The following is a 25779-nucleotide window of genomic DNA, read 5'->3' as shown; positions in this document are numbered from 1 at the left end:
CCAGTTTAAGATTTTTACGGATCAGAAACCGGAAATTTGTCATGTTATTAAAAGCCAATACAATGACAGAGACCAAAAATCAATTTCCGCAGCTATTTTTAAGACTTGCTCTTGGTGTAACCATGCTTTCTGCAGTGGCAGACCGGTTCGGATTATGGAGCAAAGAAAACTCATCATGGGGTAACATGGAGAGTTTTAAAGAATACACAAGACAGCTTACATTTTTCCTTCCGGAGTCTTTGAGTACGGTTTCAGCGTATGCCGCTACCTTTTTTGAAATTCTTTTTCCTTTGATGCTGATCTTTGGATTTAAAACAAAGTTTGCAGCCTATGGAAGCAGTATCCTGCTGTTGATTTTTGCCATATCCATGACCATTGCATCAGGACCAAAAGCCCCACTGAACTATTCTGTATGGGTGGGAAGTGCCGCCGCGCTTTTACTGGCAGTACAACAACATTATTCTTTAAGTATAGATCAATTAATCAAAAAATAATAATATTATGAGCGCAAGAATAAATATTGCAACAGTAGATTCAGCAGCATATAAAGCAATGCTGGGATTGGAAGGGTATTTACAAACTATTTCTTTAACACACATTCAGAAGGAGCTGATTAAGATCAGAGCTTCACAGATCAATAAATGTGCTTTCTGTCTTGATATGCATACAAAAGATGCCATCAAATACGGAGAAAACCCTCAAAGAATCTTTATTCTGAACGGATGGACGGAAGCAAAAGAATTTTTCACTGAAGAAGAGCAGGTGCTATTGTCAATGACAGAAGAAATTACACTGATCAGCGATAAAGGTTTAACAGAAGAAACGTATCAGAAAGCGAAGTCTTTCTTTGATGATAACCAGATCGCTCAGATTATTATGGCGATTATTACGATCAATGCATGGAACAGAATTGCAGTAAGTACTCATCTTCCGATTGCAAAATAGTGAAGTAAGGAAGCAGGGTGCTGGAAGATGGAGGTTGATTGAAACTGCATTATTTTACGGATGTTTACTTTATTAAAAACGGCCTTTCAAATTTTGAAAGGCCGTTTTAATGCAAGATGCAAAGTGACAGTGTAACACAGTTTGGGTATTAATTCTAAAAATAAATTCTAAGGTTAATTTTATTTTTTTAAACCGGAATTACATTGTCTCTTTGTTTCTCAAATTATGTTTTTAGTATTTAAATTAATAAATAGCTACAGGATTCACATTCACCTGAGTAGAACCTATGTATAAAGGCTGTCCAAGTACGAATAAAAATTCCCAGACTTTTTGCTTTACCAAAGGACGGCTGTCAATCAGTTCCAGATTATAAATTCCTTTTTTAGCCAGCATAAACTGGTTGATAGGAAATTCTTCTTTACTTTTCGGATTAGGATATACTTCAGAAGCCCATGTGTCACCGCCAAAAGCTACGATTCCCTGATCGGCAAGCCATTTTGCGGCATCCATTCCAATTCCCGGTTCTGTTTCTAAGAATTGCTGGTTGTTTTTACCAATTAATTCAAGCCATCCGGTATTGAAAAGAATGATGTCTCCTTTTCTTAGAGTAAGTCCCTGTCTCTTTAAAACAGATTTGATGTCTTCTACCGTAAATTCTGTTCCTCCGGGTACTATTGATTTTCCATAATGGGCCGTCATATCAAGGACTACACCACGAGTAACGAAAGGAGGTACTTTTTCAACACCCAGTTTTTTTACGCCTTCTACGGTTACAAAGTCTGTTGCTTTATTTCCGTTGTAGTAGGTGTTGTCAATTCCGATGTGTCCGATACCGTTCAACTGTGTTCCTACTCCGGTCCATCCGTTTACAAGTTCATCATTGAATGTAAATTTATTGGGACCTATACTTTTTCCGCCCTGTTCTCCAGGCTGAATATTATATAAATTGAAACTTCTGTGTCTGAAAGCCGGAAGGTTTTTGTCAATAGGAACGGCAAGTGCTAACGTTTTACCCTGTTTCACGAGTCGCAGAGCCTGTTTTACAACTTCAGGAGTCAATAAATTGGCGGCTCCGATTTCGTCCTGTGCTCCGTAAGCAGAAGGAAACCATGATTGATCTTCCGGATTGACAAGTGTCTGAGCTTTTAAACTCATGCTGTTTATAGTCAGCAGAGTAGCTAACCCGAACATTTTGATCAGATTATTTTTCATTTTTATGAGGTTTGGGGTTAAGGGAGGGATGCTGGAAGATGGGAGAGGGACGTTATTAAAGTCGGATAACAGATGGAATTGTATCGATTTTGATTGATGTACAATTCAACTTCAATTGTCATTCCGATGAAGGAGGAATCTCTTTGTTATATCCAGAATAGTACAATAGAAGCCTGTTAATTATCAATACACTAATAGAACTTCCATCTTCGTACCTCCATCTTCCAGCCTTTATATTAAATTTCGCTCAATGCTGAATTGATGAAGTTCAATTCTTCCTGAGAAAGGTCAATAGATATTGCTTTTGCATTTTCGATGGCTTGCTGTGCATTTCTTGCTCCGGCTAATACTACTGTAATTGCGGGTTGCAGAGTAGTCCATCTTAATACAAGCTGAGAAAGACTTGCTCCTTTTTCCTGAGCAATAGGTTCAATTTTTTCTAAAAAAGTTTTCACTTTATTCAAATCAAACTGTGAGAAATATCCATTTCTGTGGTCATTATCTTTTAATTGGGTTTCTTTAAAATATTTACCTGTTAAAAGACCTCTTTCCATTGGGCTGTATACGATAATTCCTGAATTGTTTTCCAAAGAATAAGGAACAAGATCTTTTTCAATAGCACGGTTCAGCATACTGTAAGAAACCTGGTTGCTGGAAAGCTTTAAAGTTCTGTTAGCTTCTTCCATTTGAGCTACACTATAGTTACTTACCCCTGCAGCACGGATTTTCCCCTGCTGAATTAATAATTCCATAGCTTCCATAGTTTCACAGATAGGAGTAGTGCTGTCCGGCCAGTGAAGCTGTAAAAGGTCTATATAATCTGTCCCTAATCTTTGTAAGCTTTCTTCAACTTCTTTGATGATGTTTTCTTTGGAAGCTAATTTATAAACAGGAAGAGTTTTTCCTTCGTCTTCTGCATCAAAGAAAAATTCGCCTTTTCCATTGTTGCTTCCGTCCCATACCAGTCCGAATTTTGTTAAAAGCTGGATTTTTGAACGGTCTTTTCCTTTGATGGCTTCACCGATCATTTCTTCACTCAATCCGAAACCATAGAATGGTGCTGTGTCGATAGAAGTTACTCCGTGATCCAATGATGCATGAATGGAGTTGATAGAATCCTGTTTTTCATTACCGCCCCACATGTTTCCGCCGATAGCAAAAGCCCCATGGGTGATTGTTGATAATTCTAAGTCAGTGTTTCCTAATTTTCTGTATTCCATTTTGTTTTATACTTAATTATTTTTTTTATTAACCACTCCGTCAAACCTTTTATTTGCTAAAAGCTATCACAAAAATGTCATTCTGAATGAAATGAAATGTAATGAAGAATCTCAGGTGATTGATTGCTAATGAAATTCTTCCTTCGTCAGAATGACAAAGTCCAAATAATTTGACTTTTGAGACAATCTCAATTTTCAGTACATCGATTAACTTGTTGTGGTTAAAAATTGTCTGTTATTTATTTAATTCTTTTACTATAGCTTCTCCAACGCTTTTTGCAGATTGTGGATTCTGTCCTGTGATCACTCTCTGATCAGTTACCACATGATTCTGCCAAAGTCCTGATTTTTCAAATTTTGCTCCTCTTTCTTTCAGCTTATTTTCCAGCAAGAAAGGAACAACGTCTGTTAATTTTACTTCAGATTCCTCTTCATTGGTGAAAGCATTGATTTTCTTTCCGTCTACAAGATATTTCCCATTATTGAGTTTGATATTCACCAAACCTGCAGGACCATGACATACAGCCGATACAATACCTCCGTTTTCATAAATTTTAGAAGCAATATCTGCCAGTTCCTTATTGTCTGCAAAATCCCACATGGCTCCGTGTCCTCCCGCATAAAAGATCGTTGAATACTCTTTCGGGTTCACCTGTGATGGGGTCATAGAATGATCAATCTTGTTTTTGTACTCCTGATTTTCCCAGAACTCTTTGTTTACAGGATCTGTCAAATCGAAGCCGTCTACAGGAGGAGTTCCGCCTTTCGGACTTACGAAGTCAATTTCATATCCTGCTTTGTGAAGAACTTCCCATGGATGGGAAACTTCCCCAAGATAATATCCTGTATCTTCACCGGTACTTCCTTTTTTATCATGGCTGGTTACCACGAATAATATTTTCTTTTTCATATTTTTTGATTTTTTGGTTTGTGCCTGAGCGAATCCTATCGTGAGGATCGCCAGCATTAAAAACGCTAATTTTTTCATATTAAATGATATTGGTGGTATAAATCTGTGGTTTTTCCTGAAGTTTTTCATCCACCAAAGCTCCGAAAGCCTGAATGTAAGGTTGTTGATTGTGCTGAGCCAGCCCTTCTTTACTTTTCCAGATTTCGTAGAAAACAAATTCGTTTTTGTCTTCAATTCCCTGGTGAAGATTGTAAAGCTCGCAAGCTTCTTCCTTTCTTGTTTCTTTTACCATATTCTGAAGAGCTTCCAATACTTCTGCCTGATGTTCTTCTTTGGCTTTTATAATTGCTGTAAGATGAATTTTCATATTAAATAAAATGTTCAATTGAGTTATAGATAGGTTTCCATTCCAGTTCTGTTCTTGCTTTGTCTGCATTACATCTGCTGTTGGATGCAAAACCAAAGTAGCCGCCTGCAGGTCCGAAATTGTCAACAGCATCCTGTATACTTAAAGATTGTGCTGGTTTCAGATTATATTTTTTACTGATAACTTCTGCGATGTTTTTTAAAGAGAAAGAACCATTTTCTGCATAATAGATGGAACCTCCTTTAGCCTTTTCCAGGGCCAGTACATACAGATCTGCCAAATCTTCAATATGTAAGTTGGACCAGATGTTTTCACCTTCCCCAAAATAAATACCGGCCCCTTTTTTCTGAGAAAAATTAACCAAAGCCGGAATCTGGATGCTGTCTTTTTTTATTCCAAGACCTTCTCCATAAACCATGGTAGGAACAATAATGATACTTCTTATATCTTTTTGAACAGATTGAAGAACATAATTGTTAATAAGTACTCTTGATGCCATTTCCAGTCTTGGAGTCAAAGGAAAATCTTCTGTAAAAACAAAATCACTTCTTTTACCATTTTCTTTACCTCCGAAAATAGCAGATCCTGAAGTAAATATGAATGTTTTATGGCTTCCTTCCATTGCTTTGATAAAATTATCCACAGCATAGGCATCATCTGCAGAATCAGCATTATGGATTACTGCATCAACACCGTTAATGGCTGTTTTTATTAAATCTTCATTGTGAATATTCCCGATAATGGTTTTGATTCCCAATGATTCCAGTTCCTGTACATGAGCTTCATTACGAACTAATCCTGTCACTTCATAATTTCTGTCAAGCAGTTTTTTTGCGATACTTCCGCCAATATAGCCGGTAATACCTGTTATCAGTATTCTTTTCATGATACTAATTCTTGTTTTAATTCTTTTTCAAATACGTTTCTTACATGTTCTCTGTAAAGCTTCATATCACGCTCTACATTGGCATTTTTCTCCACATCATGGAAGTGGAAGCTTTCCATTTTCTCTAATGAGACAAAAGCATTCATTCTATGGAAACCAAATAACGGTCCATCATCCACACTTTTTTCACTGAAAAATTCTCCGGGAAGTGTGAAAGCCGTTGCAGGAGCGTTCCAGCTTGTGGTCAGCATATATTTTCTTCCTCCAAGCATTCCTCCAGTTCCATAGTTGATTTCCGGATTCTCAGCTTTTCTTCCGTCACTCATATAAATTCCTTTGGCATGTCCTGCTGTGAAAACTTCATCAATATATTTTTTCAATCCGTTCGGAAGCTGGAACCACCAGATAGGAGTATGGTAAATGATGTAATCTGCCCATACAAATTTTTGCACTTCTTCATTTTTGTCGTAGTTTTCACTTACATTGGTTATCTTTACTTCTACATTATCAAATTCTTTAAGAGCTTCTAATGTATTTTCTGCGATAGTCTGATTATATTTTCCTCCGGAATGTCCGAAATTCTGTCCTCCGTTGATGATTAGTACTTTTTTCATTTTTTTATGATTGTTTAAATTTTACTCTGCAAAGTTAGGATGGATGTTTGTATAATAAAAATAATATAAATTATAGGGAAGTATTATTTAAATTATAGTTTGTTGGGTTCAATGTTTTGGGTTTAAAGTTGAAGGTTGAGAGTGAGCGGGCAATCTGCTTTGCTTTTGAATTTTTTACACGGTTCGGGGTGCGTGGTTCGGGGTTTGTTGATTGTGAATGGTGAAAAGTCAATTCGCTTCGCTTGTGAATTTTTTACAGGTTTGGGGTGCGTTGTTCGGGATTGAGTGCAGCCGATTTGTTTATATATAACAGGTATTTCTAATCAGCAGTTAATCATTCACTATTGACTTTGCGCAGCAAAAATTGACTATTGACTATTTCCCTTTCATGGTAAAATGTCATATCATATCCGGACTGAAATTCCTTTCCGTCATGTAAATTTGTTTAACAAATTGAAGGACAATGATACAGGTAGCTGTTTTTAGTGATGTGCATGGAAATCTCCCTGCATTGGAAGTAGTGTTGAAAGATATAGAACAGAGAGGAATCAGGCAGAAGTTCTGTTTGGGAGATCTGGTGGATTTTGCACCCTGGGGAAATGAAGTGATAGAAAAAATAACAAGCCTGAACATTCCTTGTCTGATGGGAAATCATGATGAAAGAATTGCTTTTGATATTCCTGTTGTTCCTTTGTCCAAACATTCGGAAGAAGAGACGAATGCCAGATTCATAGCGATTGATCATTCTAAAAGACATATTACAGAAGAGAACAAAAAGTTTTTATCAGAGCTGCCTTTTCATTTAAAATTAAACTATAAAGTTGGGAAGAAGCACTGGAATATTCAGCTGGTTCATTCCAGTTTATCGAGCAATGATACCTATTTATATGAATCAGAAAAGGATGATATTTTTACTAATATGCTGAAAGACTCTCAATCTGACGTCATCGTGATGGGACATACTCATTTATCTTTTAAAAAGCAGTTTGAAAATAAGACATGGGCCATTAATTGTGGCTCCGTGGGCCGTTCTAAAGAAGAAAACAGACTGGCTTCTTATATCATATTGACTTTAGATGAAGAAAAAATAACACCTGAAATTGTACAATTACCCTATCCGATTGAGGAAACTGCCCGTCAGATAAAGGAAAGCGGGATTCCGGATTATTATGCATCATTTCTAAAGAATGAAAATGTATTAATATTATAATTATTTTGTAACTTTGTATCAGAATATTAATAATTAAATCATGGTCAATTTAGAATGGTATCGTACTTTTAAGGCGATATATAAAACCGGAACATTGACGGGAGCTGCGGATGCTTTATTCATATCACAGCCGGGAGTGAGCCTACATTTGAGCTCATTGGAAGCTTATGTAGGATACAAATTATTTGACAGGACCGGTAGAAAAATGATTCCGACAGAACGTGGGAAAGTATTATTTAATGCCGTTGCTGAACCTATTGCCAAACTGGAAGATGTAGAAAAAAACTTCCAGAAATCTACTGAAAAACATACGCCTACCATTAGTGTTGGAATGTGTTTTGAAACTTTTCAGACGACTTTGGAACAATATGTTTCTTCATTGCCTTTTAATCTGATTATCAGTTTTGGAGAATATCCGGAAATGCTGGATCAACTGGATAAAGGAATTCTGGATCTTATTATCACCCCGAAAAAAGGATCTTCACCCAATATAGAACATGAAGCTTTCTCTTCTGAGCAGATCATTCTGGTAGGAGGAAAGAATGTAGATACTGCAGCTTTCAGTAAAGTTTTAAAAACAAAAGATGCAGAACAGATTGAAGAGTGGCTGAAGAACGAAAAATGGTACGGAACCACCGGAGATATGGAACACCTTTTCCAGTTCTGGACCCTGAATTTTGGTCATAAACCGAATTTCCGTCCGAATTATATAGTACCCAACCTGAATTCAATTATCCGATGTCTGAAAGGAGGAACAGGATTAGCTGTTGTTCCCGATTTCCTATGTAAGAATGATATTGAAAGCGGTGAAGTAAAGCTGATCTGGGAAGGAAAGAAAAAGCTGGAAAATACACTGTATTTCGGATGTCGTAAGAAAACGAATTATCAAACCGAGATAGAGCATATTAAAGGCTTATTCCGTCAGGTGATGGGTTAATACAACCATATCGCGCATTTGTAAACCGTTTTCATAGATGGGAACCGGATAATTTTCAATAAAAAAATCTTTCAGAATTCCACTTTTGATGAAACCGTTTTTCTCATAAAATCTGATCTGTTGGAAGCCGGTATCCGACGTTCCAACAGTCAGTGTTTTATAATGGTTTTCTTTGGCAATTTCCTTAGCTTTATTCATCAGGATCGTTCCGATTCCTTTGCTTCTGTAGCCTTCAATCACTGCAATATTTTTAATTTCCAGTTCTGTATCACTGATTCTGCATAACGCCATTACAGCAATGCTTTCAATGCCATCTTGTAAAAGATAGATATCAGATTTGAAAATATATTGATTGATCGCTTCCTTGGTTTCGTCTGCCAGGAGCAGCAAATGATAAGGTATCTCCGAATCAGGATGTAATTGATTGAACGAAAAATTTTCCATTTACAGACTCATATGAATAAGTGGATAATCCTTTCCTGAACCGTCTTTTTCCGATCTTCCGATCTTTTTAAAACCCATTTTTTCGTAAAACCCTATCGCTTGTGGATTTTGTTCATTGACGTCCACTTTGGTGAGCCCGGTTTTCTCTTTCATAAACTGATACAGTGTTTTACCATAACCTTTTCCACGCGTATCATTGTGAATGAAAAGCATTTCCAGGTTACCTTCTGCAACGGAGGCAAATCCTTTAGCTTCGTTGTCTTCAGTGATTAAATACACTTCCAGATTAGGAAGATAATCTCTTGGAATAACTTCTTTAAAATAATTGAAATCCTCCTCAGCAAGAAAATCGTGAGTTGCTTTTACTGCTGATTCCCATATTTCCATAATTCTTGAATAATCTCCCGCATTAGCCAGTCTGATGTGTTGTGACATGATTTTTAAATTTAAACAAAAATAGAGAAAATAGCGATGGGATGCCAGCTGAGCCATAAATTTGCAACCAACAGCCAACAACCAACAACCAACAACCAGCAACCGACAACCAGCAACCAACAACAAGTAACTAGCAACCAGCAAAGCTAGAATTAGATCACAATTTTTTAAATGAAACAGTAAAATTGGTAGGCAGAATTTTCAAATTTTTGTTGCAAATTTGTTTATCACTTTATATTAATAATTAAAATAAAGACTTATGCAAAAGAAAACCTATACAGGACAGCCTGTGGTAACCTTAAATAACGGAGTGGATATTCCTGCTTTAGGCTTTGGAGTATGGCAGATGGAAGACCTGAAAGAATGTGAGAATGCGGTAATAAAAGCTATTCAGAGCGGATATAGAATGATTGATACCGCTGCTATTTATCAGAATGAAACTGCAGTAGGTGCTGGGGTAAAAAATAGCGGAGTAGACAGGGAAGCATTGTTTATCACATCAAAAGTATGGGTTCAGGATCATGGGTATGAAAAAGCTAAAAGTGCTTTTCAGAGAACATTAGACAGATTGCAGATGGATTATCTTGATATGTATCTTATCCACTGGCCTTATGGAGATTTTTTAGGAACCTGGAAAGCTTTGGAAGAATTATACAAGGAGGGAAAGATCAAAGCTATAGGTGTATGTAATTTTACGATCGAGAAACTGGAAGAATTAAAAGCTAATTCAACAGTGCTGCCGGTAATCAACCAAATTGAGCTGCACCCTGTATTCCAGCAAAAAGAATTACAGGTGTATGACAGAGAAAATAATATCATAACGCAGCCATGGAGTCCGCTTGGAAATGGAAACGCCCAGCTTTTAAGCAATCCTGACCTGCAGGCTATTGCTGAAAAATATGGTAAAACCGTAGCTCAGGTAATTCTGAGATGGCATCTTCAGGAAGGGTTTGTAGTGATTCCAAAATCTGTGACGCCATCGAGAATTGAAGAAAACTTTAATGTATTTGATTTTGAACTGACGGAAGATGAAATGAATGTTGTCCGTTCTTTAGATACAGGGAAAAGATTATTCTTTGATCCTAAAGATCCGGATTGGGAACAAAAAATGTTGAATTCCGTAGCGGATATTTAATTTAAGAAATACAGAGTAACTCCCGCAGTTTTCATGAATGTACAGATCAGAAATCTGAGTTATTGTGAAACCTGTGGGATTTTAAATTAATAATACTCATGACTGCAGCAGAATTCATAGAAACACTTTCATTATTTAAAAATGAAAAAGAACTCAATAAAGTTGAGAAGTTTTTCAAAGGAAATGATGGAACTACAAAGAGCTTTGGAGTGAAATTCGGAGATGTCTTTACTATTGCTAAAGAGTTTTCTGCGATGTCTTTAGATGAGGTCAATAAACTTCTTGACAGTGATTTTTATGAAGTGAGAATGGGAGCCGTGAGTATCATGGATTTTCAGGCCAGAAGTAAAAAAACAACTGAAGATCAGAAAAAAGATCTTTTTAATCTGTATCTGAATCGCCATGATCGTCTGAATAACTGGGATTTTGTGGACAGGGCGGCCAGAAATATTATTGGGGAATATCTCATAGATAAACCCAGGGACATCTTATACAAGCTTGCTTATTCCCAAAGTCCATGGGAAAGAAGAACAGCTATTGTAAGCACTCATGCATTTATCAGAAAAAATGATGCGGAGGATACTTTTGCCATTGCTGAAATTCTTGTTCATGACCCGAATGAGCTGGTGAATAAAGCTGTGGGAAGCTGGATAAGAGAAGCTGGAAAAAAAGACAAAAAGAAATTACATCATTTTCTCACTACTTATGTGAAAACAATGCCTGCTGCTACATTTTCTTATGCAACAGAAAAGCTCGATCCAGCATCAAAATTACATTATAAAGAACTCAGGAAAGCAAAATAAATCTTGCTTTGTATTATGTACAATGGATGTGATGTTTATCAACAACCTTAAACCTTGAACTTTAAACCATATTCTGAGCAATATCATAATACTGAATGATATTCATTACTGCTTTCTTCGTACATTTTAATAAAAATAATTCTTATGTTTTGGCCAGATACGATCAGTAAAAAACTAGGGATAAAATATCCTGTTATTCAGGCTCCGATGTTTGGAGTAAGTACGGTACATATGGTGGCAGCTGTTGCAAAAGCAGATTGTTTGGGATCATTAGCGCTGGGAGATCTTTCTGCAGACCAGTCTGTTGAATTGATCAGGGAAACGAAAAAACTGACTGATAAACCTTTTGCAGCCAATATATTTGTACATCAGATTCCTGAAGTGACCGATGCTTTAAAAGAAAATTTTGTCAAAACAAAGCAGTTTCTTGAGCAGCTGGCCAGAGAAAATAATATTGTAGTAAACCTTCCTGATCTTGAAGTAATCAGCATAAACGGTTACCATGAGCAGGTGGATGCCATCATTGAAGAAAACTGTAAGATCTTGAGTTTCACATTTGGAAATCTGGATGATCAGAGTATTCAGAAATTAAAAGATAACGGAGTTACCCTTATCGGAACCTGTACGTGTGTGAATGAAGCTTTGCAACTTGAGAAATCAGGGATTGATATTATCTGTGTTCAGGGAATAGAAGCGGGAGGTCATAGAGGAAGTTTTGAGGCAGAGCATATTCCGCAGATCGGAGGCTTATCTTTGCTGTCACAGGTGTATGATCATGTGAATATTCCTTTGATCTATGCAGGAGGAATCTATGGAGCTAAAACATTAAAAGCCGTTAAGGATTTAGGAGCACTGGGCTTTCAGGTGGGAAATCTTTTATTGGCTTCTCAGGAAAGTGCTTTACAGCCTTTTGAAAAGGAAAAACTGAAAAGAGTAAAAGAAGAAGAGATTGTTTTAACAAAAAGTTTTTCCGGAAGATATGCCAGAGGAGTGAAAAATCAATTTATAGAAACCGTAGAAAATTCAGAATATATTTTACCCTATCCTTATCAGAACAAACTGACCAATGCCTTACGTAAAGCGGCAAAATCTTTGCAAAACCCCGAATTTGTAGGAATCTGGGTTGGACAGTCTATTCATCAGTATAGTGAACTTTCCACAGAAGAAATTTTGAAAAATCTGATCAAAGAATGTGAAAGATAGATCAATATACTTTCAATTTGCTGTTATTTTTCTATTTTCGTGAAATATAAAAACTAAAATCAACGAAAATATAAATGAAATTTTCAGAAGGAATTCAAAGATCACTCCCGTTCGGCTATCTGTTTCTTGTTGTAATGGGAATACTAAAAGAGAGTGTCTTCTACTATCAGATAGGCATTAATATTCTGAAATATTCAACGATAATGGATATTTTGATAAGCCCGATTGCCACTTTAACTGCTCATCCGGTAATCCTCATTGCCCTGATTATTATAATCGTATTTTCATTTGCTTTTCCATCTTATTTATCAAAACAAAGCAATAAAAATAAAAAATGGGCACAAAAAATGGCTTCCCTTAAAGAACATGAAAATATGAGTAAAGAGGCAATTGAGAATCATTTTACCAATATGTTTGTAAGATTCCTGGCGATGATGTTGTTATCTTTCTTCGTAGGAATAGGATGGGGAGAAGGCATGACATTAACAAAAAGAATAAAGGAGAACAGACTTAAATATGATTATAAAATAGATTATGGCGATGATAAGTTTGAACAGGTTCATCTGATTGGATCGAATAGCATGTATTATATCTATCTGGCAAAAGGAAACAAAACAATAAAAATTTCTCCGGTAGGATCTATAAAAAGTATTGAGTTGACCAACAACAAAAGATTGAATAATTAGAAATAATGCTTAATAAAAAAGCTTCAGATGATATTCTGAAGCTTTTTGTTTATTTTGTTAAATCAAGACCACCGAAATTTCCGGAACTCATCATGAGATAAACACCATCTGTTTTATCCAATGTATTCCAATAGGCATGAAGATCTTCAGCATTCGTGAAAACCTTTAAATTTTCATTCTTGAATTTTTCTTTGATAAACTCAGGAGAAATAGGTTCCATTCTTTTGATCTTTAAAGCATCTTCAGAGTAGAAAACGATAGCTTCATTCAAACCGTCCATGGCATGATCATACTGCTCCAGGAAGGCCGGATTTAAACTGGAATAGGTATGAAGCTCCAGAAACCCGTATTTCTTATCATTTTTAAACTGTTCTGTGAATGCTTTTACAGCTGCCTTCACCTTGCTTGGTGCATGGGCAAAGTCTTTATAAAGTGTTCCTTTATCTTCTCTTTCTACTTTTTCAAGACGTTTGGATGCTCCTTTGAAGCTCATGATAGCCTCATAAAAATCTTCATCCATAATACCAAGCTGTCGGCAGATATGTCTTGCTCCTTCCATATTCAACAGGTTGTGTGCCCCAAAAACAGACAGAGGAACGTCTCCCATTTCAGTTTTTAAATACACTTTACCATTATTGATTTCGTATTCAGGAGTTTTATAAGGAATCTTTCTGAAATAGTTCTCTGCATTTTCGACTACTTTTACTACTTCAGCATCTTCTTCATTGTATACCAGAACTCCTCCTGCTGTAATGCTTGCCACAAACTTTCTGAACTGGTCAATATAGTCATCAAATGTTTTGAAAACATTGATATGATCCCATGCAATACCACTCATTAAAGCGATATTAGGCTGATACAGTAAAAATTTGGAACGAAGATCAATAGGAGAAGAAAGATATTCATCACCTTCCAAAACCATAAAATCATTATCCTGAGTCAGTTTTACCATACAGTCGAAACCTTCAAGCTGTGCTCCTACCATGAAATCCACATCTTTCTGATGAAAATTCAGAACGTGAAGGATCATTGAAGTGATGGTTGTTTTACCATGTGATCCGGCAATAACAACTCTCGTTTTATTTTTGGACTGTTCGTACAGGAATTCAGGATAAGAATATATTTTCAGGCCCAGTTCTTTTGCTCTTGCCAATTCAGGATTGTCCTGATGGGCATGCATTCCAAGAATAACAGCATCAATATCCGGAGTAATCTTTTCCGGGAACCAGCCCATTTCCTGAGGCAGAATTCCTTTCTTTTCCAACCGGGATTTTGAAGGCTCAAAAATAGCGTCATCAGAACCTGTCACCTGATATCCTTTGTCTTTTAATGCAATCGCAAGATTATGCATGGCGCTTCCGCCAATGGCAATGAAGTGGGTTTTCAATTGTATTTACTGTTTTTTAACATTAGTATTAATGATCTGCTGGAAAGCTTCAAGAATGTTGTTCCAGTTGGTCTGGTAATTCGGAATTATAAGACTGGCATCTGTTTTACTGCCTTCATTAGGACCTTTCTTGATGTTGATGGAAGTTGAAATATTGTCGTACAATTTTTTGCGGTCTTCCTGTATTCTTCTGAAATTATTCTGAGAAAGCACCTGATCCAGTTTCTTTAAATCCTCATCAGAAATTTTAAAATCCTGTTTATATTTTTTACCCTGCCCTTCAAAAGAGTAGTGTACATTATTCCCTTTTATAAGCATATTTTCATATACAGGAGCATAGCCTCCACTTTTCGAATAGCTAATATCAAAATCCGAATATACTTTCTGGCTGTTGCATGAAACTAATACTATGATTGCGAATAAGATTCCAAGTATTTTGTTCATAATTTTTGTCATTACTTTAATTATTTGAGTCCTTTTGTTCTAATTTTTTAGCTTTAAGTTCTTCATCATAACTGTGTAATAGGTTGAAATCTTCTGTCTGCTCAATGGCAGTCATGATTTTCAATAAAATTTCCGGTGCTTTTTCATTATCATAATCAATATCCAAAGGAGCCTTGAATTCCATCGTAGGTTTTACACCGGTTACCTTTACGCGGAGTCCTTTTTTATCAAAAGCTCTTCTGAATCCGTTTATTTTGATTGGAATTACAATAGGACGCTGATTTTTCACCAATTTGGCCGTTCCTCTTCGTCCCTGTGCAAAAGCGGAAGTAGTTCCTTGAGGGAAAGTCGCTACCCAGCCATTGTCCAATGCTTTCATAATATTGTCTACCTCGCTCATGTCTACCATTCTGTTGACATTTTTCCCTTCAGCTCTCCATGTTCTTTTTACCGTTACAGCACCCGCAATTTTGAAAATTTTAGGAAGAATACCTTTGTTCATGGTTTCTTCAGCTGCTACATAGTAAAAATCGATCTTGGGGTTCAATAAGTAGATCGGGTTTTTTATCGTGTTCAGATATCCATTATTTACAGCACAGAAAGCATGGTACATTGCTGCCACATCTGCAAAATAAGTCTGATGGTTGGATACAAAAAGCACGTTAGAGTCCGGAAGATCCACAAGGTGTTCTGTTCCGGTTATTTTTAACTTATTAAAGCCGTTGAATCTTCTGTATGATACAACTCCTAAAATAAAAATAATAAACCTTTTCAAAAAATAAGGTGTTCCGAATGCATCGGTGAAAATATTTTTCTTCGCCATTTCTCAATTAAACACGGTACTGCAAAGTTACATTTTTTTCAGCAACTGGCTGAATTCACTTAATATCATCGCTGTGGCACCCCAGATAATGTATCCGTTGAAATTGATCACAGGCACCTCATATCCGTTGGCATTAGGCAGTGCCATGATTTCGGGGGTATCAGACAGGTTGAGAAAGGAAGTGATTGGAAATTCTATGGTTTCCACAGCTTCCGTCTGCTGAAGAACGAAGGCGGGATTCTTTTTAGTATAAGAAATATAGGGATATACATAAAAATTGCTCGGTGGAATGTAAATAGGAGACATTTCTCTGATGATCCTTACATAATGTTTGTCTATTCCGATTTCTTCGGAAGTTTCCCGAACTGCGGTTTCCGCAAAATCTCTGTCCATCTCCTCACGTTTTCCTCCAGGCAGTGAAATCTGCCCGCTGTGTCTGTCGTGCTCATTAATTGTCCTTTGAATTAATGGAAAATACCACTCATTGTCTTTCAGATACAGAACGATATTGACAGCTGCAAATTTGGGATTCTTTGCCAATACTTCATCATAAGTAAAAACAGGGCGGGAGGGAGGTGAGAAAACTCCATGGGCATGTTCACCGGGAAGTTCTACACTTTTTATTTTTCGTAATAAATCTTTTCCAAAATTTTCCATACCTCAAATTTAACAATATATCTTGAAGAAATAAGGGCCTTAACATTAATTAACCATGTAATATTAATATGAAAAGATGAGTTGTGGTAAATTTTAGTTCACGGGTGAAAAGTGGATAGATGATAATAGTAAAGCATTTAAAACCCGGAACTGTGAAGTTTTAATGCACATGGTGAATTTGGAAAAATGAGTGAAAATCGTGGCCGGGAAAAATTAAATATTCACCACTAAATGAGCTGTTTACAGTTCTGAAAAAGACTCCCGTATTTTTCCGTAACTGAAAACAATGACTTTCGTACAACGGCAAATAGTGACCCTTGCAACTATAAACAGTGACTTTTGAAATTTACACTTTGGTGGTGGTTTTTCATTTTGACTTAGAGGCTACCTTTGCCTTACTATTAACCAATTAATTTTTACTAAGATGAAAAATTTACTTACAGGTGTACTTACACTATTCGCCATGAGTTTCGGATTCGCACAATTCAATATTGATGTGACTACCCAGACAGGAAACTTAAATGTTGCTACTGTGGATCAGACTGGTCTTTTGAATATCAACTCTTTGACACAGACAGGGAATCGTAATACTGCAGACATAGATCAGGTAGGTATTTTGAACGTTAATACTGCACAAAGTATCGGAAACAGAAACTCTATAGATGTAGATCAGGTGGGTATCGGAAACTCAAATGAAGTAATGCAGATGGGAAACAGAAACTCTGCTTCAACATGGCAGCTTGGAGTTCTTAACTCTACAGAGCAAACTCAGATCGGAAGACGAAATGATGCTTCTTCGGTACAGGTAGGATTAGGTAACTCAGTTTTTCAATATCAGGACGGAAGAAGAAATGATGCTTCAGCTATTCAGTTAGGTAGTGGTAATGACGCTTATCAAATTCAGCTGGGAAGAAGAAATGATGCCAGCGGACTTCAGATAGGAGCTAACAATGTTCTTGTTCAGTATCAGGATGGTAATGATAACAGTGCTACTCATGCTCAAGTGGGATCAGGTAATATTGCCGCTTCAGTTCAGGTAGGAGATGATAATACATCTGCCGGATTACAGATAGGTAGTGCCAACCAGCTTTATCAGTTCCAGATAGGAGATTCCAATACAGCTATTGACCTTCAGATGGGTAATGGTAACTTTACCTGGGTAGCTCAAAGCGGTACTGGTCATTTCCACTTAGGAGCTCAGGTGGGTAACGGAAACTCAATGATTGTGAATCAATCCAATTAAGCCCTATAACACATACTGTAAATCTTAGAAATTGTAAAGGAGAAACTACAGGGTTTCTCCTTTTTTACCTCCAATTTTCTTTGGTTTACATCAGTATCTTTAATACATAGAGGCCATGTTTACTTTAAGATGGAGTGTTTTTGCTCTTTTCATAATATTGCCATTGCAGGCACAGGAAATAGACTGGGATAAGATCAACAGCAATACAATCTTTAATCTTATAGCCAGGCAGCAGATTGATCAGACTTCATACGGAACCAATATCATTCAAATGGGTGATTATAACAATGCCGAGCTTTCTCTTAATGCCAGAACTAATGTTGCTGTAAAACAACTGGGAGACTTTAATACGCTTTATTTTATCAATTCATTTACAGATAAAGAAACTAAAGCTGCCATTACTGCACAAGGAAACAATAATATTATTGATGTCACGGGAAGCAACAGTATTTCGGATGGAATTCAGATCAATGTAAAGGGAGACAATAAAACAGTTTTCATGAGAAACTATTAAAATACAAATGATGAAACTTTTATATTCCCTTAGCCTGAGCACATTTTTTAGCTTCCTGTCTGTATGGATGTATGGGCAGGAAGATAAAAAAGTAAATGCAAGAATAGAGAGCAGTCTCCTTGAAAATCAGATTATCCTGAAAGCAATTGTAATGAACAATACCACCGTTTATAAGGAACTGAATTACCTTTTGGTTTCTATTAAAAAAGGAAACGGCGGGAACCTTTCAAACAATCAGCAGAGTGGTAAATTTTCTGTTAATCCCAATGAAGTCAAAATACTATCGGAGATCAGTGTCAATCTTGAATCAAAAGATGCCTTGAAAGCCTTTCTTTATATCAGGGATGAAGAAACACAAAAACTGGTCGCCAAAGACAGCCTGGAGCTTAACAGCGATCTTTTTAAAAAGAAAACAGCAAAGGTTGAAGAAGATGCTGCTTATGAACTGAGAGGACTTACCATTGATGAAACCAAAACCAAGGTTGGAAAAGATTTTTATGATCTGTTTTATATGCAATACAGCCAGCTTCCGGATAAAAGCAGCAGTGCCGTTACCATTACAGAACTTCCCCTTCGCGGAACAAGCGGCCAGATTAATATTCAGATTGAGGATAAAATTATTTATAGTTTCATGACCAACCCTGCAGAAGATTATTTAAAAGAGCAGCTGGTCTACAGCTTAAAATATATCAAAGAATTTAACGCTAAGAAAAACCTTATTAAAAATGAATTTATCTACTAAAAATGTCCGCCATGAAAACCTTTATCATTTTTTTGACCTTTATTGCGGGTATTTTCTACGGAAAATCTCAGCAGCTCGTCTACAAACCGGTCAATCCTGCTTTTGGAGGAGACACGTTTAACTACCAGTGGCTTTTAAGCTCTGCCAATGCACAAAACCAATTTGACGAGAAAAATGATTTTAGCGATCTGCTGGATCGTGTAAACTCTCTTGACAGCTTTACCCAGAGTCTCAACAGACAGATTCTCAGTGAACTTTCAAGAAAACTGTTTGATGAACAGTTTGGTGATGGAAATATAAAGCCCGGAAATTATCTTTTCGGATCGCTTTACTTACAGATTACCAATACTAATCAGGGACTTTTAATCAATATTTTGGATACCAGTAATGGCGATCAGTCCGAGATCGTAATTCCGAAATAGGAAATAACTAAAAATAAACTTACCATGACAACCTACACTTACACCAGAATCTTTTTCTGTAGTTTCCTGCTATGCATTCTGCAGGCTTGTAGTTCAATATTTGGTTTACCTTCGGATCCCGAAAAACCAACAATGGGTGAGGTTACTTCCTCTACCGCAGAATTGAAAAACCTTCCCCTTCCCAAAGAGAAAATTGTAATAGGGGTCTACAAATTCCGGGACCAGACCGGCCAGTATAAACCTTCCGAAAACGGAAACAACTGGAGCACGGCAGTCCCTCAGGGAACCACCACTATTCTTATCAAAGCACTGGAAGACAGCCATTGGTTTATTCCTATTGAAAGGGAAAATATTGCCAATCTTCTCAATGAAAGACAAATCATCCGTTCCACACGACAGGAATATATAAAGGATGCAGATAAAAACAGCCAGGCACTTCCTCCTCTTTTGTATGCCGGAATTCTTCTTGAAGGCGGCGTAATCTCCTATGACAGCAATATTCTCACCGGAGGGCTTGGAGCAAGGTATTTCGGAATCGGGGCTTCTACACAATACCGCCAGGACAGAATTACTATTTACCTCCGTGCTGTCTCTACCCTTAATGGAGAAATTCTTAAAACAGTTTATACTTCTAAAACCATTCTTTCAACCAGCGTCAACGGAAGTTTTTTCAGATATATTGATACGGAAAGACTCCTGGAAGCTGAGGTAGGACTCACCCAGAATGAGCCCGTTCAGCTTGCTGTAACCGAGGCTATTGAAAAAGCTGTAAAATCACTTATTGTAGAAGGAATAAGAGATAAAATATGGGGGAAAGCAGTGGATCCCAATGGAGGATATCAGACTTTAATCAATGAATATAACAGAGAGCAGGAGCAAAATGATGGAAGAGTAGTGGGTGGTAAATATCCGGAGAACTACAGACAGAAAGTTTCCATATTTGCCAACGTTGAAGGACAGAAAGTGAAAGATGATTATGTAGGCCCTAAAATGAATGTTGGAGGCAAAATAGGATTCAAATATTTCCTTACTCCCTACCTGAATGTAGAAGTGAATGGCAGTTATTTTACTCTTGAAAATTCAAATATTGTGAAAAGAAACTATTTCGGTCCCGAAGTGAACCTGGAATATGTACCTTTTCCTAAATATAGATTCAGCCCATACATTTATGGTGGAGCAGGAGCTATGTATTCAAAATATAAACCTCAATATAAAGCTCAGTTCGGAGGAGGGCTGGAATATATGATCAGCCGGAATGTTTCACTGAGAGCTTCGGCTCAATATGATCTGGGCTTCAAAGATAACTGGGAAGGCCTTGTGAATGGGAAAAGGAAAGATCAGGCTTTACGCTTTGGTATAGGAATCAATTTTTACTTCGGAAACAAATAAAAACACGAATTATGAAAACTTTAATTAAAATACTCAGCATATTCATCTTTGCTTTTTGTCTGTTTTCATGCAATGAAGACCTTGTAGAACAGGCTCAAACAGGAATGTTAAAAGGAAAAGTTGTAAAAAGAGGCAGTAATGTGCCGCTTTCTAATGTGAAAATCTTTACCAATCCTACAACACAAACGGTTTTCAGTGGTACAGACGGTTCTTTTGAAATCGCAGCCATGCCGGTAGGAAATTATTCTGTAAAAGCAGAACTTTCAGGATATATTACCAGCTTTCAGTCTGTCAATATACAGAATCAAAATCAAGTGGTAACAGCAGTTTTTGAAATGGATGATGACACATCATTGAATTCTCCTCCTGCTACACCACAGTTGCTAAGTCCGATAGATAACGCAGTAAATCAACCTTTGAGCGTCGAATTAACCTGGAGCGCAACAGATCCGGATACAGCGGATGTTTTAAAATACAGTTTGGCAATTAAAAATAATCTTGACACTAATGTGATTCAGGTTAATGATTTGACAGCTAATCATTATACGCTTTCAAATCTGAAGTTTGGTGTAAGTTACTTCTGGCAGGTGTCTGTTTCGGACGGCATTCACCAGCCAGTTTTAAGCTCTATCAGTAAATTTACCACCAATACAGTGCCGGCCAACAGGTACCATTATACACAAAAACAGAATGGGAACTTTGTTATCATCTCCAGTGATGATCAGGGAAATAATTTCCAGTTTACCAATTCCTCCTACAACAGCTGGCGGCCACGCAAGAACAATAATGCAGGTCTCATTGCTTTCCTTCGTACAGAAGGTGGAAGTACTCATATTTATACTGCCAATCCTGACGGCTCCAATCCTTTTAAAGTAACCACTGTGGCTGTAGCAGGTTTTAATAATTATGAAATGGATTTTGCATGGAGTACAAACGGTAAGGAGCTCATTTATTCTAATTTCAATAAATTATACAGAATTAATAAAGATGGCAGCGGGCTGAGTCTGGTATATACCACTCCTGACGGAAGTATGATATCCGAATGTGACTGGAGCTATGATGGTAGTAAAATAGCTTTGAAAACCAACGATTATAATGGTTATAACACTAAAGTTTATGTTATAGACATGACGGGAACTGTCCTTAAAACCGTGTTATCCGGTTCTCCGGGAGCCAGCGGTGGATTGAATTTCTCCGTAGACGGACAGCTTCTTCTCTTTACCCGGGATGTTTCAGGGTACCTGGATGGTAGTGGAAATTACCGACAGCTGGATTCTCATATTTTTATCTACAATCTGGTCACAGATGTTGTAAGTGATATTTCTGCCGAAAGCGAAAAAGTGATGGGAACCAATGATCTTGACCCAAGGTTCTCACCTAATAATGCACAGATCATTTTTATGAACACTTCCAATGATAATATTTCGCAAAGAAATGTAATGGTAATTGATCTTAACAGTAGTCTGACAGATCTTACCCGAACTGCACTTTTCAGCAATGCTGAGATGCCGGATTATGAATAAAATTCAAAGTTTAAAGTTCGGGGTTTTAAAGTTCCAAGTTGTGAGCCGGAGATTAGAGATTTGAGTTGTTTACAGATAAACAATAAGGTCAAAGTTATATAAGCTTTTTCATAGTTCAATTTCTGATCTCTATGCCTCACTTCTAACCTTAGAATGAATAAGGATTATTAATAGTTGCGCCTGATACACATCATAAGAGTGAATTCAGGCATAAAAAAATTCCAGGCTGTAAAGTCTGGAATTTTTGAGTTTTTCATGGGAGAACTTCAGTCGATAATATGATTCTCAATAGCATATTTTACAATTCCGACTGAGTTTTTCGCATTGAGTTTCAAAAGAATTCTTTTTCGGTGTGTTTCTACCGTATTGATACTGATAAAAAGTTTTTCAGAGATATCTTTGCTGCTGCACCCGTCACAGATCAGTTTTAGGATTTCCATTTCTCGGCGGGTGAGAGGTTCTTTAATGTGGGGATTTTGTTTTTCTTGTTCACTGCTGATGAAATTCATCATTTTTTCCTTAGCATGATCGCTGATATAGATTTCATTAAGGAGCAAAACATTAATGGATTTCAGGAACTCGTCATAGGTGCAGTTTTTGTCCAAATAACCTTTGATGCCTTTGTTGAAGAGCTTCCGCATATCTATCACGTCATAAGAGCTTCCAATGACAATGATTTTGGTGTTTTTATGTTCAGAAACAATGCTTTCTACCAATTTGCAGATTTCCGTAAGCATGAGCATGTTTGAGCTCATAACAAGCATTTCCGATGGTTCTTCTTTTAAGTGTTTGGAGAGGGTTTCTAAAGAGTTACAAATGTCAATGGTACTAAAAATTTTGCTTTGTGTAAGCAGTCTTGATAATCCCTCGGTATAAAGCATGGGCTCATCAAAAATGGTCAATCTTGGTTTCATCATGGTTTGTTTTGTTTATGTAAAAATATGAAAAAAACTTCATATTTTAAACAAAATTGCTAAATAATTTTAATTTATGCTGTTTTTGTTAGTAGTAAAACGTTGTTTTTATTAATTATTTAGCAAATAATTCTCTTTTTGTGGAGTTTTTTGGAGTTATTACTGTTAAAACGTTTTATTCATCATTGTTTTTGAAGTTCGTTTTCAAATGTGGTATCATATAACTAACGTGGTAGGGATATGCTTTACCGGAAAATTAACTGAGTTGGCAATGAAGCAATATTCGTTGGCTTTATGATGAAGTTCCTCTGCTTTTTCCTTCATAGATTCTTCTGCAACGGTTACTGCAGGATGTAAAGTTACTTCTGTGAAATGTCCGCTTCCGCTGGCTGTTTCTGCCATTATACCTGTTGCTTCATCGGTGTAATCTGTCACTATAATACCAGCTTCGGAACAAAAATGAAGATACCACAGCATATGACAGGAAGAAAGTGAGGATAAAAACATCTCTTCCGGATTATGCTTTGTTTTATCACCTCGGAATGCCGGATCGGATGAACCCTCAATAACAGCTTTGTTTTCTGCTGAAATAGTATGGCTTCTTTCATAGTCTCTATATCCACTGGTTCCGGTTCCCTGGTTTCCTGTCCATTGGGTGGTGATTTTGTAATGGTGATTTTTCATGTTTTAAAGATAAATAATTAATGATGAATGATGAATGATGAATGATGAATGATGAATGATATTGTTGTTAAAATTCAATAGGGGTGGGCTTTAGCCCGCCTTTAAAAAATGCAAAATTCACGGGCTTTAGCCAAAACTTAAATTATACATCATATTCTATGCTTATCAATGCAAAATAAAAAAACCTTCAGTACAACTGAAGGTTTTAAATTTTTTAATTAGAGAATTCTATTAATTCTTCTTTTTTAGCATTGTAGATTTTGTATTCCAGGTATTTAAAAGAATCCCTTGGAACGATGGTTACCCATTTTTTGTATTTGATAAACCATTTCATCTGGATACTTTTGATACCTTTTGTAAGGTAGGCTTCCACAAACGGATGCACGTGCAGGTAGATTTTTCCTTTTTCTTTCTGCAAGATGTTTCTTAAGGTTTCACCCATTCTTTCCACGATCACAATTGGAGCTACAATTTCTCCGTCTTTGTTCGGGTTTTCTTCTTTGGTGTCGATCTGCTTTTCCGGACGATTTCTTTGTCTGGTGATCTGGATCAGACCAAATTTACTTGGAGGAAGGATTTTGTGGCGGGCTTTGTCGCGCTTCATTTCCTCTTTCAGATGCTCGTAGAGATCTCTTCTGTGATCAGAATTCGGCATGTCTATGAAATCGATTACGATGATACCTCCCATATCGCGGAGGCGAAGTTGTCTTGCGATCTCAGTAGCAGCCATTTTGTTCACTTTTAGTGCATGTTCTTTATTGACAGCGGTTCCGGTGGTAATATTGTTACCGGAGTTAACGTCAACGACGTGAAGTGCTTCTGTGTGTTCAATAACAAGATAGGCGCCTTTGGAACTCGGAATATTTACGTGTTTTCCGAAGCTCTGTTTAAGCTGTTTTTCAACGTTGTAATATTCCAGAAGAGGAATATGGGAATCATAAAACTGGACAATATTTTTCTTTTCAGGGGCAATTACTTCCACGTAATTAGTCATTTCATTTACCATTTGCTCATCATCGCAGATGATATTGACGAAATCCTGATTAAAATTGTCTCTTAAAATAGCTGAAGCTTTGTCTTCTTCGCTTAAAACTTTGGACGGAACTTTATTTCTCTGGATGTTTTTAAAAGTGCTTTCCCATTTCTGAACCAGCTGGTTCATGTCATTATGAAGATCCGCTACTTTTTTTCCTTCGGCTACCGTTCTGATGATAACTCCGAAACCTTCAGGTTTAATACTGTCGATAAGGGTTCTCAGTCTTTCCTTTTCTTCAAAGCTTCGGATCTTTTTAGAAATAGAAACTTTATTGTCGAAAGGGATCAGAACCAGAAAACGTCCTGTCAGAGAGATTTGGGTAGAGATTCTTGGGCCTTTTGTAGAAATTGGCTCCTTAGTGATTTGCAGAAGAACGATATCATCCTTGGCGATCACTTTATCTACCGTTCCATTTTTGTCTATTTCGGGTTGTATCTCGAAATTCTTTAAGCTTGAAGTGCTTTGTTTTTTAGAAATAGTATCTTTTAAAAACTTTCTGTATGTAAGATACTGAGGTCCCAAATCCTGGTAGTGCAGAAATGCATCTTTGTCATATCCGATATTGACGAATGCTGCATTCAGATTGGGTGCGAGTTTTTTTACTTTTCCTATAAACAGATCTCCAACTATAAAATCGCTTTTGTCCTCTTGCTCATGAAGTTCACATAGTCTTCCGTCTTCCAGTAATGCAATCTTTGTAAGATCATCTTCATGCGAAACTATTAGTTCTTTCTTCATTTTTTTAAGATAAAATTGTTAAGATTATAGGAATTGGATGTTTTTCTCGATTAATTAATCTATTAAATATAAGGATTTTGAATGAAAACCATTATATGTTTATTAAAATAATATTTGAAACCATCTGCTTTCCGCGGAATCTTATAGTTGCAAACAAAAATATAGTTAGTGAACTTTAAGAATTTAAATCCACCAACTATATTATTATATTGTAAATCTCGAGAAGAAGAGATTATTTTTTCTTATGTCTGTTTGC

At 36.7% G+C, this 25779-nt stretch carries 29 protein-coding genes; 14 read left to right on the top strand and 15 right to left on the bottom strand.

Annotated features, from left to right (window positions below):
- The first annotated feature begins 62 nt into the window (after positions 1-62).
- Both OL225_RS17080 and OL225_RS17075 read left to right on the top strand, forming a co-directional pair.
- Positions 63-494 carry a DoxX family protein gene (locus OL225_RS17080; protein ID WP_264519032.1) on the top strand — a complete coding sequence of 144 codons (432 nt, stop codon included), beginning with the start codon at positions 63-65 and terminating at the stop codon, positions 492-494.
- A gap of 7 nt (positions 495-501) precedes the next feature.
- The gene (locus OL225_RS17075; protein ID WP_264519031.1) at positions 502-945 is read left to right on the top strand and encodes a carboxymuconolactone decarboxylase family protein; all 444 of its coding nucleotides are present in this window, start codon (positions 502-504) and stop codon (positions 943-945) included.
- A gap of 243 nt (positions 946-1188) precedes the next feature.
- On the opposite strand, the gene OL225_RS17070 is transcribed toward OL225_RS17075, so the two are convergent.
- From OL225_RS17070 to OL225_RS17045, 6 genes are all read right to left on the bottom strand, one after another.
- A complete protein-coding gene (locus tag OL225_RS17070) occupies positions 1189-2157 on the bottom strand; it encodes a cyclase family protein (RefSeq protein WP_264519030.1) in 969 nt (322 codons plus the stop codon).
- 236 nt (positions 2158-2393) lie between these two features.
- Positions 2394-3377 carry an aldo/keto reductase gene (locus tag OL225_RS17065; protein WP_264519029.1) on the bottom strand — a complete coding sequence of 328 codons (984 nt, stop codon included), beginning with the start codon at positions 3375-3377 and terminating at the stop codon, positions 2394-2396.
- 235 nt (positions 3378-3612) lie between these two features.
- A complete protein-coding gene (locus OL225_RS17060) occupies positions 3613-4365 on the bottom strand; it encodes a type 1 glutamine amidotransferase domain-containing protein (protein WP_264519028.1) in 753 nt (250 codons plus the stop codon).
- Position 4366: 1 nt separating this feature from the next.
- A complete protein-coding gene (locus OL225_RS17055; RefSeq protein ID WP_264519027.1) occupies positions 4367-4654 on the bottom strand; it encodes a putative quinol monooxygenase in 288 nt (95 codons plus the stop codon).
- Position 4655: 1 nt separating this feature from the next.
- Positions 4656-5540, bottom strand: a complete 885-nt coding sequence (locus OL225_RS17050; RefSeq protein WP_264519026.1) for an NAD-dependent epimerase/dehydratase family protein — start codon at positions 5538-5540, stop codon at positions 4656-4658.
- Entirely contained in the window at positions 5537-6154 is a 618-nt protein-coding gene (locus OL225_RS17045) for an NAD(P)H-dependent oxidoreductase (RefSeq protein WP_264519025.1), read from the bottom strand. The genes OL225_RS17050 and OL225_RS17045 overlap by 4 nt, the downstream gene beginning before the upstream one ends.
- A gap of 463 nt (positions 6155-6617) precedes the next feature.
- Between OL225_RS17045 and OL225_RS17040 the strand changes: the two genes are divergently transcribed.
- Complete coding sequence (locus OL225_RS17040; RefSeq protein ID WP_264519024.1) at positions 6618-7364, top strand: metallophosphoesterase family protein; 747 nt, start codon at positions 6618-6620, stop codon at positions 7362-7364.
- Between the two features lie 40 nt (positions 7365-7404).
- The gene (locus OL225_RS17035; RefSeq protein ID WP_047373731.1) at positions 7405-8301 is read left to right on the top strand and encodes a LysR family transcriptional regulator; all 897 of its coding nucleotides are present in this window, start codon (positions 7405-7407) and stop codon (positions 8299-8301) included.
- Here the strand turns inward: OL225_RS17035 and OL225_RS17030 are convergent.
- Both OL225_RS17030 and OL225_RS17025 read right to left on the bottom strand, forming a co-directional pair.
- On the bottom strand, positions 8278-8745 hold the full coding sequence (locus OL225_RS17030; protein WP_264519023.1) for a GNAT family N-acetyltransferase: 468 nt from the start codon (positions 8743-8745) through the stop codon (positions 8278-8280). The genes OL225_RS17035 and OL225_RS17030 overlap by 24 nt on opposite strands.
- A complete protein-coding gene (locus OL225_RS17025) occupies positions 8746-9180 on the bottom strand; it encodes a GNAT family N-acetyltransferase (RefSeq protein ID WP_264519022.1) in 435 nt (144 codons plus the stop codon).
- A 259-nt stretch (positions 9181-9439) separates the two neighbouring features.
- On the opposite strand from OL225_RS17025, the gene OL225_RS17020 reads away from it, so the two are divergent.
- The 4 genes from OL225_RS17020 to OL225_RS17005 all read left to right on the top strand — a co-directional run bounded on the left by OL225_RS17020 (position 9440) and on the right by OL225_RS17005 (position 13007).
- Entirely contained in the window at positions 9440-10315 is an 876-nt protein-coding gene (locus OL225_RS17020) for an aldo/keto reductase (protein ID WP_047373735.1), read from the top strand.
- A gap of 98 nt (positions 10316-10413) precedes the next feature.
- Entirely contained in the window at positions 10414-11118 is a 705-nt protein-coding gene (locus OL225_RS17015; protein ID WP_047373737.1) for a DNA alkylation repair protein, read from the top strand.
- A 144-nt stretch (positions 11119-11262) separates the two neighbouring features.
- A complete protein-coding gene (locus OL225_RS17010; protein ID WP_264519021.1) occupies positions 11263-12321 on the top strand; it encodes an NAD(P)H-dependent flavin oxidoreductase in 1059 nt (352 codons plus the stop codon).
- Between the two features lie 74 nt (positions 12322-12395).
- Positions 12396-13007, top strand: coding sequence for a hypothetical protein (locus OL225_RS17005; RefSeq protein WP_047373742.1), 612 nt, complete (start codon positions 12396-12398; stop codon positions 13005-13007).
- A 49-nt stretch (positions 13008-13056) separates the two neighbouring features.
- On the opposite strand, the gene OL225_RS17000 is transcribed toward OL225_RS17005, so the two are convergent.
- From OL225_RS17000 to OL225_RS16985, 4 genes are read right to left on the bottom strand one after another with little or no spacing between them, the layout of a single operon-like run.
- A complete protein-coding gene (locus OL225_RS17000) occupies positions 13057-14394 on the bottom strand; it encodes a UDP-N-acetylmuramate--L-alanine ligase (RefSeq protein ID WP_047373744.1) in 1338 nt (445 codons plus the stop codon).
- Positions 14395-14400: 6 nt separating this feature from the next.
- A complete protein-coding gene (locus OL225_RS16995) occupies positions 14401-14838 on the bottom strand; it encodes a hypothetical protein (protein ID WP_264519020.1) in 438 nt (145 codons plus the stop codon).
- Positions 14839-14854: 16 nt separating this feature from the next.
- A complete protein-coding gene (locus tag OL225_RS16990) occupies positions 14855-15661 on the bottom strand; it encodes a lysophospholipid acyltransferase family protein (RefSeq protein ID WP_047373745.1) in 807 nt (268 codons plus the stop codon).
- A gap of 27 nt (positions 15662-15688) precedes the next feature.
- Positions 15689-16318, bottom strand: coding sequence for an NUDIX hydrolase (locus OL225_RS16985; protein ID WP_047373747.1), 630 nt, complete (start codon positions 16316-16318; stop codon positions 15689-15691).
- A 424-nt stretch (positions 16319-16742) separates the two neighbouring features.
- Here OL225_RS16985 and OL225_RS16980 point away from each other — a divergent pair, with 424 nt between their 5' ends.
- The 6 genes from OL225_RS16980 (at position 16743) to OL225_RS16955 (ending at position 22151) form a co-directional block, all read left to right on the top strand.
- Positions 16743-17561, top strand: coding sequence for an RIP homotypic interaction motif-containing protein (locus OL225_RS16980; RefSeq protein ID WP_047373749.1), 819 nt, complete (start codon positions 16743-16745; stop codon positions 17559-17561).
- Between the two features lie 115 nt (positions 17562-17676).
- Positions 17677-18075 carry a hypothetical protein gene (locus tag OL225_RS16975; protein WP_047373751.1) on the top strand — a complete coding sequence of 133 codons (399 nt, stop codon included), beginning with the start codon at positions 17677-17679 and terminating at the stop codon, positions 18073-18075.
- A 7-nt stretch (positions 18076-18082) separates the two neighbouring features.
- The gene (locus OL225_RS16970; protein WP_264519019.1) at positions 18083-18817 is read left to right on the top strand and encodes a curli production assembly/transport protein CsgE; all 735 of its coding nucleotides are present in this window, start codon (positions 18083-18085) and stop codon (positions 18815-18817) included.
- Positions 18818-18828: 11 nt separating this feature from the next.
- On the top strand, positions 18829-19239 hold the full coding sequence (locus OL225_RS16965) for a curli production assembly/transport component CsgF (protein WP_264519018.1): 411 nt from the start codon (positions 18829-18831) through the stop codon (positions 19237-19239).
- Positions 19240-19263: 24 nt separating this feature from the next.
- Positions 19264-20628, top strand: a complete 1365-nt coding sequence (locus tag OL225_RS16960) for a CsgG/HfaB family protein (RefSeq protein ID WP_264519017.1) — start codon at positions 19264-19266, stop codon at positions 20626-20628.
- Positions 20629-20639: 11 nt separating this feature from the next.
- Entirely contained in the window at positions 20640-22151 is a 1512-nt protein-coding gene (locus OL225_RS16955; RefSeq protein ID WP_264519016.1) for a carboxypeptidase-like regulatory domain-containing protein, read from the top strand.
- A 266-nt stretch (positions 22152-22417) separates the two neighbouring features.
- On the opposite strand, the gene OL225_RS16950 is transcribed toward OL225_RS16955, so the two are convergent.
- The 3 genes from OL225_RS16950 to OL225_RS16940 all read right to left on the bottom strand — a co-directional run bounded on the left by OL225_RS16950 (position 22418) and on the right by OL225_RS16940 (position 25523).
- Positions 22418-23068: a response regulator transcription factor gene (locus tag OL225_RS16950; protein ID WP_264519015.1), complete on the bottom strand. Its 651-nt coding sequence runs from the start codon at positions 23066-23068 to the stop codon at positions 22418-22420.
- 213 nt (positions 23069-23281) lie between these two features.
- On the bottom strand, positions 23282-23749 hold the full coding sequence (locus OL225_RS16945) for an OsmC family protein (RefSeq protein ID WP_047373756.1): 468 nt from the start codon (positions 23747-23749) through the stop codon (positions 23282-23284).
- 214 nt (positions 23750-23963) lie between these two features.
- Positions 23964-25523 (bottom strand): ribonuclease E/G, encoded by a 1560-nt coding sequence (locus OL225_RS16940; protein ID WP_047373759.1) that lies wholly within the window; start codon positions 25521-25523, stop codon positions 23964-23966.
- Positions 25524-25779: the final 256 nt, after the last annotated feature.

The sequence above is a fragment of the Chryseobacterium viscerum genome, from assembly GCF_025949665.1.
GTDB classification, from domain to species: domain Bacteria; phylum Bacteroidota; class Bacteroidia; order Flavobacteriales; family Weeksellaceae; genus Chryseobacterium; species Chryseobacterium viscerum_A.
Note: the sequence above shows the minus strand (reverse complement) of the source record. Positions and strands in the feature narration are given on the sequence as shown.

Coding starts and splice junctions, on each gene's coding strand:
- OL225_RS16995 (WP_264519020.1), bottom strand. CDS start 14,838: ATGAACAAAATACTTGGAATCTTATTCGCAATCATAGTATTAGTTTCA.
- OL225_RS16965 (WP_264519018.1), top strand. CDS start 18,829: ATGAAAACCTTTATCATTTTTTTGACCTTTATTGCGGGTATTTTCTAC.
- OL225_RS17010 (WP_264519021.1), top strand. CDS start 11,263: ATGTTTTGGCCAGATACGATCAGTAAAAAACTAGGGATAAAATATCCT.
- OL225_RS17025 (WP_264519022.1), bottom strand. CDS start 9,180: ATGTCACAACACATCAGACTGGCTAATGCGGGAGATTATTCAAGAATT.
- OL225_RS17080 (WP_264519032.1), top strand. CDS start 63: ATGACAGAGACCAAAAATCAATTTCCGCAGCTATTTTTAAGACTTGCT.
- OL225_RS17060 (WP_264519028.1), bottom strand. CDS start 4,365: ATGAAAAAATTAGCGTTTTTAATGCTGGCGATCCTCACGATAGGATTC.
- OL225_RS17050 (WP_264519026.1), bottom strand. CDS start 5,540: ATGAAAAGAATACTGATAACAGGTATTACCGGCTATATTGGCGGAAGT.
- OL225_RS17065 (WP_264519029.1), bottom strand. CDS start 3,377: ATGGAATACAGAAAATTAGGAAACACTGACTTAGAATTATCAACAATC.
- OL225_RS16970 (WP_264519019.1), top strand. CDS start 18,083: ATGATGAAACTTTTATATTCCCTTAGCCTGAGCACATTTTTTAGCTTC.
- OL225_RS16985 (WP_047373747.1), bottom strand. CDS start 16,318: ATGGAAAATTTTGGAAAAGATTTATTACGAAAAATAAAAAGTGTAGAA.
- OL225_RS16980 (WP_047373749.1), top strand. CDS start 16,743: ATGAAAAATTTACTTACAGGTGTACTTACACTATTCGCCATGAGTTTC.
- OL225_RS16960 (WP_264519017.1), top strand. CDS start 19,264: ATGACAACCTACACTTACACCAGAATCTTTTTCTGTAGTTTCCTGCTA.
- OL225_RS17040 (WP_264519024.1), top strand. CDS start 6,618: ATGATACAGGTAGCTGTTTTTAGTGATGTGCATGGAAATCTCCCTGCA.
- OL225_RS17075 (WP_264519031.1), top strand. CDS start 502: ATGAGCGCAAGAATAAATATTGCAACAGTAGATTCAGCAGCATATAAA.
- OL225_RS17035 (WP_047373731.1), top strand. CDS start 7,405: ATGGTCAATTTAGAATGGTATCGTACTTTTAAGGCGATATATAAAACC.
- OL225_RS16950 (WP_264519015.1), bottom strand. CDS start 23,068: ATGATGAAACCAAGATTGACCATTTTTGATGAGCCCATGCTTTATACC.
- OL225_RS17005 (WP_047373742.1), top strand. CDS start 12,396: ATGAAATTTTCAGAAGGAATTCAAAGATCACTCCCGTTCGGCTATCTG.
- OL225_RS16940 (WP_047373759.1), bottom strand. CDS start 25,523: ATGAAGAAAGAACTAATAGTTTCGCATGAAGATGATCTTACAAAGATT.
- OL225_RS16945 (WP_047373756.1), bottom strand. CDS start 23,749: ATGAAAAATCACCATTACAAAATCACCACCCAATGGACAGGAAACCAG.
- OL225_RS17070 (WP_264519030.1), bottom strand. CDS start 2,157: ATGAAAAATAATCTGATCAAAATGTTCGGGTTAGCTACTCTGCTGACT.
- OL225_RS16990 (WP_047373745.1), bottom strand. CDS start 15,661: ATGGCGAAGAAAAATATTTTCACCGATGCATTCGGAACACCTTATTTT.
- OL225_RS17045 (WP_264519025.1), bottom strand. CDS start 6,154: ATGAAAAAAGTACTAATCATCAACGGAGGACAGAATTTCGGACATTCC.
- OL225_RS16975 (WP_047373751.1), top strand. CDS start 17,677: ATGTTTACTTTAAGATGGAGTGTTTTTGCTCTTTTCATAATATTGCCA.
- OL225_RS17055 (WP_264519027.1), bottom strand. CDS start 4,654: ATGAAAATTCATCTTACAGCAATTATAAAAGCCAAAGAAGAACATCAG.
- OL225_RS16955 (WP_264519016.1), top strand. CDS start 20,640: ATGAAAACTTTAATTAAAATACTCAGCATATTCATCTTTGCTTTTTGT.
- OL225_RS17015 (WP_047373737.1), top strand. CDS start 10,414: ATGACTGCAGCAGAATTCATAGAAACACTTTCATTATTTAAAAATGAA.
- OL225_RS17020 (WP_047373735.1), top strand. CDS start 9,440: ATGCAAAAGAAAACCTATACAGGACAGCCTGTGGTAACCTTAAATAAC.
- OL225_RS17030 (WP_264519023.1), bottom strand. CDS start 8,745: ATGGAAAATTTTTCGTTCAATCAATTACATCCTGATTCGGAGATACCT.